This window comes from Sulfurovum sp. (genome assembly GCF_041562805.1).
Classification (GTDB): Bacteria; Campylobacterota; Campylobacteria; order Campylobacterales; family Sulfurovaceae; genus Sulfurovum.
In genome coordinates, this window is record NZ_JBFFOH010000004.1 from 1 (window position 1) to 12,917 (window position 12,917).

The window sequence follows — 12,917 nt, forward strand, 5'->3', positions numbered from 1 at the left end:
AGGATCTTCTATATCGTGCAGTAAAAATTGTGGGAAGTTAAAAAGTACTTCCCTTGTCCCAAAAGTAGGAATGATCTGTGCATTTGTAAGTGTGAGACCGAAACGCTTTTTGTTATATGTCAACATCCCTTCTCTAAGCTCTGCTTCACCAGCAGTTTTCGGATACTTGTTGAGTAGTGAAGATGCATCATTGAGTGCATCCAGTATAAATGCAGGTGTTTCAAACTGAGGCTCACCGATCGTCAGGCTCAGTGCACTGTAATCACTGTTGGGTGTCACATTTTCAAGTAGTTGATTGAGTTTCTCAAAAGGGTAAGTTTCGAAGTTCATTGTTGCCCTAAATTTTTAAAAGATTATACCGTATTTGGAGTAAACTACAACTTTACGATAAACGCACCCGCATTGATATGTTCACGTACTTTTCCCAACGCTTCTCTTGCCTCTTTTTCATTATTATACGCACCGATAAGTACCTTGTAGTTATCTGCATGACGTACACTGTATTGTAATCCTAAGGCTTCTATTTTTACCAAATACTCGCCATTAGGCATCTTGGAAAATGAACCTGCCTGTACATAATACTTTTGAGTAGGGGTTTTTGTTACCTCTTTTGCTTTTAAAGGTACTCTTGTCTCTACTTTGGAAAATATATTTTGGGATGCAGGCTTTTTCTTTTGTACTATTTTGGAAGGTGACTTAAGCGTGGGTTTGGCCTTACTTTTTACCAGCCATTGCATGATCTTATCTTGAAGTTTTGCTCCACGGTATTTTGCCTTTGTACTGTTAATGAGAATCACAACCGTATAGAATTTCCCTGCTCTGTTCTTAACATAGCCTCCTATGTTTTTCACTCGTCTAAGTGTACCCGTCTTCATCCATGCACGTTTCTTTACCACCGTATTTCTAAAACGGCGTTTTATGGTGCCATCTACACCGGCTATCGAAAGTGTTTCCATCCACCTGGATCCATAACGATCATATGCATCGTCATACATATGACCCAATAGTTTTGCATTCATTTTGGATGTACGGGAAAGCCCGCTTCCATTGTCTATCCTTAATTTGCCCTCACCTAGTGCACCTTTTGACTTCAAGATCTGAACAATGGCATCTCTTCCCTTTTGAATCGTGGCAGGTGAACCATACACTTTTGCTCCCAAAAGCAGTAAAAGATGTCTTGCATAAAGGTTGTTACTCTCTTTGGATGTTTCAGAGATGATCTCTTCCAATGTCTCCGAATAATGGGTGAAAAGCATTGTTGCATTCTGAGGTATCTTCTCCAACTTTAACGATCCTCTTATCTTTATACCCTCTTTTTCAAGCTGGTCTTTGAGTGCATAATAAAATGATTTATAGGGTTTTGTCACTACTTTACAGATATTTCGATTACCACATCGTTTGGAGATCTTACCTTTGAGTAGTACTATCGGAACCACTTCACTCTTGTCGATCGCTACACCAGGCCAGGAGTATTTTCCTTTACAGGGTTTATTGACATGTTCTAATTGATTGACAACTTTATAACTTTCATCTACATTTTTTTTATGTACTTTGTTTTCTTTGGGGTTTACACATACTGTCACCACACGTTCATTGAACATCATCGCATCAGGCATGGCATTGTACGCACTGTAGGGATGTTCATCAAAACCTGAACTGTCTTTGTTTCCCACTTTAAAATAGCTTCTGTCTATGATAATATCACCTTTGATCTCATCGATGCCTTTTGCACGGATATTGTTAACGATCGTTTCAAGGTCCTTGTCACTTAAAGTCGGATCACCAAATCCTTTAATGACCAGATCCCCTTGAAGTACACCATTTTTCACTGTCCCATCTTTATAGAACTGCGTAGGCCAACGGTAGTCAAAACCCAATTTTAGTACAGCTGCATATGTCGTTAAGACCTTGATCACAGACGCAGGTGTACGTGTTTTATATTCATTCAGTGAAGCAACAACTTTGCCGTTTTTACCCGCTTCTTTGATATAGATACTGATATCTTTTTTGGCGATACCTGACTTTCGTATCTCTTCATTGATGGCTTGCGGTAAGGCATAAAGGTAGACAGACAGGAACAAAGAAACGATTATACTTCTCAACATACTTCCTTATAGGCATTTAGCAGTCGCTCCATCGCTTCTTTCAATACTTCTTTGGATGTCCCCACATTCAGACGCATAAAGCCTTCTCCCGCATCTCCAAAGCTCATTCCGTCATTGAGTCCGAGTTTTGCTTTGTACACAAAGAAATCCACCAATGTATCATGAGACATTCCCATCTCTTTACAATCAAGCCACATTAAAAAAGTAGCTTCCGTAGGCACTACAGATATAGGTATATTATGTTCTTGTAAAAATGCTTTGACATAGGTAATATTTGACAGTAAATGTTCTTTTAAACGCTCTAACCACGGTGCACCTTCCGTATAGGCACTTATCAATGCATCTATTCCAAACGGATTCCCGTTAGTAATGCCTGATCTGTTCTGTTCCAGTATATACGCTTGGCGTAAACTTTTATCAGGGATGATTGCATAAGAAGTATTTAAACCGGCGATATTAAACGTTTTGGAAGGGGCATTTAATATAACACAATGATCCATGATCTTATCAAAACTGCCAATGATGTGATGGACTTTCTCGTAGACAACATCCGCATGAATTTCATCCGAGATGATCAGCACATCGTTCTCTATACAGATCTCAATGATCTTCTCCAACTCTTCTCTATTCCATACGCGTCCAGTAGGATTATGAGGGGAACAAAGTAAAAAAAGTTTTGCTTCTTTGGCCTTGTATGCAAAATCTTCAAAGTCTATATGGTAACTGCCATTTTCATACACCAGTGTATTGTCGAGTACTCTTCTGTTTTTATGTTTGACCGAACTTACAAAAGGTGGATAAATAGGAGTTTGAACAATAATGCCATCACCCTCTTGACTGAAGGCAGAGATAATAAAATTCAATGAAGGCACCACACCATAACAAGGTACGATCCACTCTTTTTCTATCTTCCAGGAAAAACGGTTTTGCATCCAGTTTTGAATCGATTCATAATAGCCTTCTGGGTAAACAGTATAACCGTACAAAGGATGAAAAGCCCTTTTTTTTATCGCTTCTTGTACACACTCAGGAGAAGCCAGATCCATATCTGCAACCCACAAAGGAAGCAGGTCATCTGTGCCAAACTTCTTTCTGCTTTCATCCCACTTTACAGTATGTGTACCTTGACGGTTTACAGCTTCAAACATTTTTACTTCTTTTGCCAGATCGTCATATGTGCTATGGTATACTGATGTTTACGTGCCGTCTCCTGTATAACAAACGGAACATCTTTCGTATCGATGAATTCAAAGTCATTTCCAAGTATCTCTTTAAGTCCGTCAAGTGTTGTCACATTTTCACCGTCTCTTTTGTACCCGCCTACCCACTTCTCTTTGGGTGTAGACTCTTCCTGCCAAGTGTATGGAGAAGTGAGGATGAGCATACCTCCATCATTTATACGTAAAGCCAGTGAATCTAAAAACTTTTTAGGATCATAAAGTCTGTCTATGAGATTACCGCCAAAGACAAGGTCAAAGTCTTTGTAAATTGGTTTTAAATTACAGGCATCTGCTTGCCAAAACGAGACTTTTTTTCGTTCTTCTTCCAAATCAAAATCTGCAAGATTGACTTCATAGAAGTTTTCCAATTCCCCCTCAGTTGGCATGGTATAACGTAATACGCCATTTTCTTTAAGACTTTCAGCTTCCTGTATGAAACGTGCAGAAAAATCCACACCTATCACTTCATCAAACCCCCGTGCCAGTTCAAATGAGCTTCGCCCTATGGCACAGCCAATGTCAAAGGCTTTTCTCTTAGGTTTGTCTTTCATATATTCTAAAGCTATACGCGCACAATGTGCCGGGTAATTTTCTACACCTAACGCATTTTCACCCCAACCAAAATGACAATACTGGGAGATGACAGTATCTGTATTATAAATGTTGGTTGTCACATTCTCTTCATAGTCACTCTGAATATACCTAAAGCCTGCATGCTGGTAAAAATGTCGTCTAAATCCATATCGGCTCTTTTGTGTAGCAAGGTTCCCACAACTTATCCATGATCCCCCGTTAATAAGATTGTGTTTACCATCATATGTCGGTACTGTAAAGTCATCATAGATAGGGTGTACTTTAAAACCATCAAAAGGATAGATAGGTGTACGTGACCATTGCCATACATTTCCTATCACATCGTAAAACTTGCCATGTTCATACATATCAACAGGGACACAAGAGGCAAAAACTTCAAGATTGATATTTGCTATCGTTTCACCTTTTTCGTTCCATTCCAGGTAGGAAAGTACTTTACTTTCATCACGCAATCGTATGTATTCATCTTCTGTGGGTAATGTGATAGTATTACCCTCTTTTTCGCTTTTCCACTTACAAAATGCAGCTGCTTCCAAGTGATTCACTTCTACTGGCCAGTTCAGTGGAAGGTCTATTTTTCTGCTCAAAGTACGAAGTTTGTAGCCTGATTCTGCTTTATCCCAGAACATAGGATACTCTGCATGAGTATAGGCTTTCCATGCCTTTCCTTCTTCACACCAAAACATATCATTGCTGTACCCATCATCATTTACAAAATCTAAGAATTCAGCATTGGAAGTAAGGTATTTGGCAGCCTTAAATCCTGGTATATGTGCCTGATGGTCTCCATATTCATTGTCCCATCCAAAAAGTTTTGCATCTTTATTTTTCCCCAGGACTACTGTACCCGCACTTACATCAAGCAGTCTGTTTTTAGGTGCATCTGCATAACTTTCACACTCTTTCCATTCTTTGTTTTCCTGTACAGATTCAAATGGAAGTTGACGTATAAGTACCGAAGAAGTTTCAAGATGAATGTTCTCATGTTCAATGCCCATCAAAACAACCCACCAAGGTGAGTCATCTGTAATGGGGAGTTCTAAAGGAAGGGTATCTATAAGTGTAGAGACTGTTTCATATACCTTGTCCCGATAGGTTTGGGTTTCAGCCAAAGTCGGCCAGTTATAATGCGCTTCATTCAGGTCATCCCAACTCATCTCATCCACACCCACAGCGAAAATAGACTCTAGTCTGGGATCTATACGTTCATTGATGATCTTGGCAAGTTTGAATTTGTTAATAAAAAATGTAGCGGTATGTCCATAGTAAAAGATGATAGGATGACGAAGAGGATCTGCCTTTTGAAAATAAGCACTTTCATCTACAACAATATTAAAGAGGGATTCATAACGTTTATAACAATGTTGAAAATAGGCTTTGATCTCTTCTCTTTTGAGACTGGAGTCTGTCCCATGAAGTGTAGGTATACTTAGCACGTGTCATTCCTTAAAAGTAATATACATGTAAGATACCTGACTAGTCTTAAAAATCTGCCTTTTCCTTCGCACTCTCTATCATAGAGATAAAAATAGTATAAAGGTTCGCAATCACGGCACCAATGACCAAGCCTGTTGCTAAAGGATCATTCCCGTAAAACTGTAAAGCAAAAAATGCCGGTAGAAGGTGTAAGTCTGCAACTAATGAACCTGCTAAGAGTTCAGCTGAAAGCAGATTTCTTACTCCTATCTTTAAAAGTGTAGAGATCACATTTACAGAACCTGCTACAAACAGTGCTACCGCAGAATGCTCATACAAAAATGCTGCTGATGTCGTAAGTGACATCAACGTAAAAAACATATAAAAGACTTTACCCCAATTCATTCAAACTCCTTAAAATTTAACTATAGTGTACCATTTCCACACAAAGAAAAAATACTTTATTCTTTAGATCGTCCCGTTTTCATACATGGCACGCATTTTTTCTTTCTCTTTTGTTCTTTTGAGTTTTTCTGCTTCCTTTTCTCTGAAGCCACCTACTGAGAAACCAAGCCACATCAAGATAGGTGATGCCACAAAGATAGAAGAGTATGTACCGACTATAATACCTACAAGCAGTGTGAAACTAAACCCGTTAATGATCTCTCCACCAAATAGATAAAGTGTAAGTACAACAAAGAATGTCGTAAGTGATGTCAATGTAGTCCGTGAAAGTGTACGCGTCACCGACTCATCGATAATAGCTCCAAGGTCTGGGTTCTTGATCGTTCTTACACCTTCACGAATACGGTCAAATACAATGATCGTATCGTTCAGTGAATATCCGAGAATGGTCAATAGTGCTGCCAGAATGTCGAGGTTGACCTCAACATTAAACAAGACGATCATCCCCATAGCGATGGTCACATCGTGCATGAGCGCCATCACAGAAGCAACAGCAAAACGCCATTCAAATCTAAAAGAAACATAGATCAGGATACCGATGATAGCCAGGACCATCGCCATAAGTCCTTTTTCACGTAATTCAGACCCTACTTTGGCACCAACCATATCGACACGTCTTACTTCAAAGTTACCAGTATCTTGAAGCAGTGTTCTCATTTTGTCACCGACATCTTCACCCAGTGCTTTTGAACTCGTTTTGGTACGGATAACCACTTCATCCTCACCACCAAAGAAAGTTACTGTTGCACCTTCATAAGATTTATCTAGATCTATTGCTTCTCTGACCTTTTCTATAGGTGCTTTACCTTCGTATTGTACCTGTATCAGTGTACCACCGGCGAAGTCAATACCATAGTTAAATCCTTTACCAATGATCAAGCCTAATGCGATGATCAGCACTGTTACAGAGAGGAGTCCGAAACGTTTACTCTTACTCATCAATGAGAGAGGTTTTTTATATTTGAAAATTTCCATTATTTCGCTCCCTCTGTCTTGATACCAAACCAGAAGTTTAGTTTTTTCTTATCGATCTTAGGTAATATCCATTGGTAGATACCATGTGTTCCTACAATAGCCGTAAGCATAGATGCCATAATACCGATACTCATCGTAAGAGCAAAGCCTTTGATCGCACCTGTACCATATGCATAAAGTACTGTTGCTGCGATCAATGTTGTGACGTTGGCATCCCAAATGGCAGTAAAGGCATTACTATACCCATCTTCTATCGATTTACCAACCGATTTTCCTGCATAGAGTAACTCCCTTATACGTTCAGAGATAATAACGTTCGCATCAACTGCCATACCGACAGTCAGGACGATACCTGCCATACCAGGCAGTGTAAGTGTTGCACCAAAGAGTGACATGATCGCAAGTATCAAAAAGAGGTTTCCTATCAATGCCACATTCGCAACGACACCTGCCATACCATAGTAAAGAACCATAAAAATGACAACCAGGATAAACCCTAATCCCAAAGCCATAGAACTGGCCTTAATACTGTCTGCACCCAAACTTGGTCCGACAGAACGTTTTTCCATCACATAGACAGGTGCAAGCAATGCTCCTGAACGAAGAGCAATGGCAAGGTCATGTGCTTCTGAAAGTTCAAATCTTCCAGAGATCTGTACACGTCCACCACCGATACGTTCATTGATATTCGGTGCCGAATAGACTTTGTTATCCAAAACAACTGCCATGCGTTTACCTACACTTACACCTGTAAAGTCGCCAAATATTTTGGCACCTTGACCATTGAGTGTAAAGTTGATCACAGGCTGATTGCTTTCATCAAATCCGACTTTTGCATCTGTGAGCATAGAACCATCAAGGACAGGAATAGCACGAAGCAGATATTTTTCATCTGTATTTACATCTGGAAGTATTACATCACCATAACTTCTTGCTTCATCCGCACTCATAGTATGTACTCTTGTATTTCTGTCTTCATCCACTGCCATAAGTTGTAAATGTGCTGCACGAGCAATGAGTTCACGTATACGTTGTTCATCTTCTTGCGTTTTGATACCTGGTACTTCTACAAGGATCTTATCTTCACCCTGTTTTGCAACCGTTGGTTCTGCAAGTCCGAATTCATTAAGTCTGTTTCTAATAGTATCCACTGCTTGTTGAATGGCATTTTGCTCCGTACGTACCACTTCAGCTTCCGTCATAGCCACTGAAAATTTCAATCCATTGTCAATAACGACTGTACCTTCAAGCTCTTTTTTGAGAAGAGCTTTGGCTTTAGTTACATCATCTGTATCAAGAAGTTCAAAAGTGATCTTTTCGCCATCCACCATACGAAGTTCATCAAAGATGATCTCTTCATCATCAAAGATATACTTTACCGATGCTGCCATAGACTTAATGCGTGACTCAATAGCAATTTCACTTTTGATACCAAGAAGCATATGCAAACCACCTTGAAGGTCAAGCCCTAAGGTGATCTTCTTTCCACTTTCACTTTGCGTCAAAGAGGGAATAGAAAAAACTAGACCAAAAATAAGTGCAAACGCAAAAAGGATTACTCTGAAATTAAGCGTTTTCACCCAACTCAACCTTTTTTGCAACATATGCTCTATCAAGTTTAACAACAGTGTCATCATTTAGTTTGATTTTGATAAAATCTTCTTCAGCTTTAACAATTACAGCCATAAGACCACCTGTTGTGATGATATTATCACCTTTAGTCAGGCTATCAAGCATTGCTTTATGTGCTTTTTGATGTTTTTGTTGTGGTCTGATAATTAAAAAATAAAAAATCGCGAATAAAATGATGAGGGGTAAAAATGAGCCGAGTTGTTCCATGGAAAGCCTTTTTGAATAAATTTAGCCATTATTTTAGCACCTTTGAACTAACAAGAGGCTTTGTCATAGCACTTTTAAGTTCAGGCTTTATATACCTAAACTATTGGGGATTCTCTTATCCTCTGGTCAATACTATTTTAGGTATGCTAACACTTTACCTGTTACTCCAAGAAGAAGAAAAGATCTGGTTCATCTCAGGTGCTTTCATAGGTCTGTTCTGGTTTTGGTGGATCGCTTTAAGCCTCAATCATTATGGCATGCTTTGGGCTATTCCCATAGAGATAATCATCATCATGTTGAGCTACGGAATACTCTTTTGGATCATTGCAAGGATCAGCCGGAAAGCAACTTCAGTCTTTCCCGTTTCATACACACTACTTCCCCTTATTTTCAAGGCTCTCGGACTGCTGATCTTAAGCTATATCCATCCATTTTCTTTTGACTGGCTCAAACCAGAACTGATGTTTGTCGAGAGTTATATTGGTATAGAAAAATGGCAGTTTGGTATTATCTTGACCGCTATTGTTTTGAGTATCTGGAAAAAACAATTTTTATACCTTTTGCTCATTCTGTTGGCCTATCAGCCGTACCTTCCAACATCTGCTAAATTGACAGATGACATCACGCTGATCACCACCCATACATCCGTCCAGGATAAATGGAACGAGACACTCCATCCCGAACAGTTTGAAAATATTTTTAAGCATATAGACGAAGCCATCAAAGATAAAAAAACACTTATAATACTTCCTGAATCTGTCTTTCCTGTTTTCGTCAACCGGTCACAAAAACTCATAGACAGATTACAAGAAAAAGCCAAAGATATCTCTATTGTCACAGGTGGACTCTATTGGGATGGCAAAACACCACGAAACTCAACCTATATTTTTACCGATAATAAAATTTCTGTAGCCAATAAAGTAGTCCTTGTCCCTTTTGGAGAAAGTAACCCCCTGCCCGACTTTTTAAGCGACTGGGTTAATAATGTCTTTTATGACGGTGCAGTAGATTATGTAGCAAGCCCAAATGTCATAGACTACAAAATAGACGGAAAAACCTATAGAAATGCCATCTGTTTTGAAGCGACAAGTGAAAAACTCTACGAGGGTGAACCAAAGAACATGATCGTTTTAAGCAACAATGGGTGGTTCATTCCTTCCATAGAACCTACTTTACAGAAACTATTACTGCAGTACTACAGTAAAAAATACGGAACAATTATTTATCACTCGGTGAATATGTCTGACTCTTATGTGATAAAAAATGGGAAAGTTAATTTATAATATATTTTATAAGGTTTTCTCTTCACACTACTTTCATACTTCTAGTTTATACTTCAACCTGTCATTCGAAAACACGGTTCTGATCTTAAAGTATCAGATGGATATTTAAATAAAAAGGATTTTATATGAAAAAATTAACAACAATTTTACTATTGGCAATCGGTTTAGCATCAAGTGCATCAGCACATCACATGGCAGAGTATGACGATGCAGGTACGAATATTCCTGAGTCTTCACCACATCTCTTAATGACATTTTAATTATAAATAAAATATTTACTTCCCTGAGGCATATCCTGGATATAGGATATGCCTTTTATATATCAGTCTTTAAACCACCCAAGCACTCCAATTTTTTATAAAGTTTGCCAATATCTCATAACCTTTATCTCTTGGGTGAGCACCATCATTTAATGCAACTTCATCTTTCCATATTTTATCATGAACCAGTCTATTAAATATAGATAGATATGGAATATTTAATTCATTGCATATCTCATGATATTTACGATCTAACTCCTTAATACTTTCATTTTGTCCGGCATCAGCAATTGGAGGCATACCGACCATTATGACATCATATTTTTTTGAAGCATTCAATAACATCGTTTTAGCATTTTCAATACTATTTTCCAAGGATACTCTTCTTTGTCCATTTTCAATCACTGTATCATTGACGCCAAATGAAAAAACAACTTTGTTTTCTGATGCCTTAGGCAACCTTGATTGACATTCTACTTCCCATCTTTTTAATATATCTTCTGATGTTTCTCTTCTAATACCAAGATTATAATGTGTAATATCTAAATTGTTGTTTTGAGAACTTGCACTTAATCTTCCTACCCAACCAAGCTTAGTTGGATCGCCTGTACCATTAACAAAAGAATCTCCAACATAGCATATACGAATATCTCTCATTTTTAACCTTCAATATCTGTTTTTAATTTTCTTTACACCTGATATTTTATCATGAAGAGTATATCAAAAATACTTGATTAAAATTTGCGATAGAAACCTTATAAAGTTATATATTTTATAAGGTTTCTTGTCTTGTATCTTACCTCTTGGATTTGTAGCGGATTTTATCGGATTTCAGAGTTTCTTGTTGGAACGGGGACATCAAGCTATTGATCAATGAAGTTTATATTCCAGTGATAGTTATTACTATCTTTCTAGAACTGCCATTATCCCTGTGCTCTCCAAGATATATACCTTGCCATGTACCAATATTCATCCTACCATTGGTAATAGGAATGGTCAGTGAATTTCCAAGCATGGAAGCTTTGATGTGTGCGGGCATATCATCTGTGCCTTTATTACACATAATTTTTTAGTAAATACTAGATAAGATTACCACAGCACACAGAGATAAAACCTTAGATTTTAATTCTTCTAGATAAAAGAGACAAACAAACGAATACTCATCTTTACACTTCAAGAGCAAAATAAATGATAACATTTTTATCACTCCATTAAAGATAATTGATATATTTTTAAGTTTTAAAGGAGTAACATAAAAAAATATCGATTAAAAAAAAGGAGATAGGAAGATGAAAGGACAATTTTTAAACACAGTTATTATTTTAACTGGTTTGCTTGGGATTGGTGCAGGCAGCGCAAATGCGCATGAAAGTATCAATGCAAAACCATATACACATACTCATATAGGCATACAAGGCCCGTTTGGTTCTGGTGTTAAACATGAACATGTAGTTATCCGTGGGGCGCAGATCTTTGAGGGCTGCTCGGAAAAACTGGTCAATGCCGATGTACTTATTTCTGGGAACATGATCTCGCGCATCTCACCCAATGTGAAAGCACCAGAGGGCGCAGTGGAAATCAATGCAAAGGGCCTTACCCTGATTCCTGGTCTGATAGACGCACACTGGCACGGCATGTACGCAACGGCCACTATTACCGAAATGATGACCACCAACGAGGGTTACTGGAACTTGAAAACTTCAGTAGCACAGCGCGACACGCTGTTTCGTGGATTCACTACCGTCCGTGATGCCGCGGGCCCCATGTTTGATATTGCAAAAGCAACGAACAGTGGACTTATTGTAGGTCCGAGAATTTACCCGTCTGGTCCTGCCATTTCTCAGACAGCCGGCCACATGGATTTTCGTATGACGCGGGATGTGCCAGCTACTCCAGATAAGCTTCACTCTCTCGAGACCAGTGACCAGTTTTATATTGCTGATGGTGTACCTGAGGTTCTCAAGCGTGTGCGTGAGGTGTTAATGCAGGGAGCCACTCAAGTTAAGTTGATGGCAGGAGGTGGTGTCACATCATCCTATGATCCAATTCACACCAAGCAGTTTACTCAAGAAGAGCTCAAAGCTGCAGTTGCTGCGGCTGATAACTGGGGAACTTATGTGTTGACTCATGCCATCAACAATGAGGCAGTAGGACACTCCATTGATGCCGGGGTAAAAAGTATTGAGCATGGTCACATGGCTTCGGTGAAAAACCTGAAGCGTATGAAGGAAAAAGATGTCTGGCTAAGTATGCAGCCTTTTATGGATGATGAAGATGCACCTACGCTGAATGAGTTTCAAAAGAAAAAATACCTGTCTGTTGTTCACGGTACAGAGAGCGTGTATACCAATGCGAAGAAATTAGGTGTGAAGATCGCCTTCGGTACCGACACCCTATTCAGTGCCGATCTGGCTAAACGACAGGGTGCACAGTTGGCGAAACTGAAAAAATGGTTTACTCCCTTTGAAGCACTGAAAATGGCGACCTGTGACAATGCTGATCTACTGGCACTTTCAGGAAAACTCAACCCATATCCTAACGGTCCTCTGGGCGTGATCAAAGAAGGTGCGTATGCCGACTTGATCCTTGTAGATGGAAACCCTTTGGAAAATCTTGACCTTGTGGGCGATCCGGTGAATAATTTTAAACTGATCATGAAGGATGGAACGATCTATAAGAACACGATCAAATAGTCGACCTATGGACGAAATTGAGCTGTCTCTGCTGACAGTTCATAAAGTGCGTACCCCAAAATATTGG

Annotated in this window: 13 protein-coding genes; 3 read left to right on the top strand and 10 right to left on the bottom strand. The window is 39.0% G+C overall.

Features of this window, described 5'->3' with window-relative positions:
• The 8 genes from ABYK33_RS01025 to yajC all read right to left on the bottom strand — a co-directional run.
• On the bottom strand, positions 1–330 hold a 330-nt coding region (locus tag ABYK33_RS01025; RefSeq protein WP_373031040.1), incomplete at its 3' end, for an aminotransferase class I/II-fold pyridoxal phosphate-dependent enzyme.
• A 44-nt stretch (positions 331–374) separates the two neighbouring features.
• Positions 375–2,105: a D-alanyl-D-alanine carboxypeptidase/D-alanyl-D-alanine-endopeptidase gene (gene dacB, locus ABYK33_RS01030; protein ID WP_373031041.1), complete on the bottom strand. Its 1,731-nt coding sequence runs from the start codon at positions 2,103–2,105 to the stop codon at positions 375–377.
• On the bottom strand, positions 2,099–3,253 hold the full coding sequence (locus ABYK33_RS01035) for a MalY/PatB family protein (RefSeq protein ID WP_373031042.1): 1,155 nt from the start codon (positions 3,251–3,253) through the stop codon (positions 2,099–2,101). Before ABYK33_RS01035 ends, dacB begins: the two co-directional genes overlap by 7 nt.
• Before the next feature lie 2 nt (positions 3,254–3,255).
• Positions 3,256–5,355: a 5-histidylcysteine sulfoxide synthase gene (gene ovoA, locus ABYK33_RS01040; RefSeq protein WP_373031043.1), complete on the bottom strand. Its 2,100-nt coding sequence runs from the start codon at positions 5,353–5,355 to the stop codon at positions 3,256–3,258.
• A 46-nt stretch (positions 5,356–5,401) separates the two neighbouring features.
• On the bottom strand, positions 5,402–5,740 hold the full coding sequence (locus tag ABYK33_RS01045) for a DUF6394 family protein (RefSeq protein WP_373031044.1): 339 nt from the start codon (positions 5,738–5,740) through the stop codon (positions 5,402–5,404).
• 63 nt (positions 5,741–5,803) lie between these two features.
• Positions 5,804–6,775 (bottom strand): protein translocase subunit SecF, encoded by a 972-nt coding sequence (secF, locus tag ABYK33_RS01050; protein WP_373031045.1) that lies wholly within the window; start codon positions 6,773–6,775, stop codon positions 5,804–5,806.
• The gene (gene secD / locus ABYK33_RS01055; RefSeq protein ID WP_373031046.1) at positions 6,775–8,355 is read right to left on the bottom strand and encodes a protein translocase subunit SecD; all 1,581 of its coding nucleotides are present in this window, start codon (positions 8,353–8,355) and stop codon (positions 6,775–6,777) included. Before secD ends, secF begins: the two co-directional genes overlap by 1 nt.
• The gene (yajC, locus tag ABYK33_RS01060; protein WP_373031047.1) at positions 8,342–8,614 is read right to left on the bottom strand and encodes a preprotein translocase subunit YajC; all 273 of its coding nucleotides are present in this window, start codon (positions 8,612–8,614) and stop codon (positions 8,342–8,344) included. The genes secD and yajC overlap by 14 nt, the downstream gene beginning before the upstream one ends.
• Here yajC and ABYK33_RS01065 point away from each other — a divergent pair.
• Complete coding sequence (locus tag ABYK33_RS01065) at positions 8,596–9,897, top strand: apolipoprotein N-acyltransferase (RefSeq protein ID WP_373031048.1); 1,302 nt, start codon at positions 8,596–8,598, stop codon at positions 9,895–9,897. The genes yajC and ABYK33_RS01065 overlap by 19 nt on opposite strands.
• Before the next feature lie 125 nt (positions 9,898–10,022).
• Positions 10,023–10,157 (top strand): hypothetical protein, encoded by a 135-nt coding sequence (locus ABYK33_RS01070; protein ID WP_373031049.1) that lies wholly within the window; start codon positions 10,023–10,025, stop codon positions 10,155–10,157.
• Positions 10,158–10,226: 69 nt separating this feature from the next.
• Here ABYK33_RS01070 and ABYK33_RS01075 read toward each other — a convergent pair whose 3' ends face one another.
• Positions 10,227–10,814 (bottom strand): GDSL-type esterase/lipase family protein, encoded by a 588-nt coding sequence (locus tag ABYK33_RS01075; protein WP_373031050.1) that lies wholly within the window; start codon positions 10,812–10,814, stop codon positions 10,227–10,229.
• A 223-nt stretch (positions 10,815–11,037) separates the two neighbouring features.
• Positions 11,038–11,220 (bottom strand): secondary thiamine-phosphate synthase enzyme YjbQ, encoded by a 183-nt coding sequence (locus ABYK33_RS01080; RefSeq protein ID WP_373031051.1) that lies wholly within the window; start codon positions 11,218–11,220, stop codon positions 11,038–11,040.
• A gap of 226 nt (positions 11,221–11,446) precedes the next feature.
• Between ABYK33_RS01080 and ABYK33_RS01085 the strand changes: the two genes are divergently transcribed.
• Complete coding sequence (locus ABYK33_RS01085; protein WP_373031052.1) at positions 11,447–12,850, top strand: amidohydrolase family protein; 1,404 nt, start codon at positions 11,447–11,449, stop codon at positions 12,848–12,850.
• Positions 12,851–12,917: the final 67 nt, after the last annotated feature.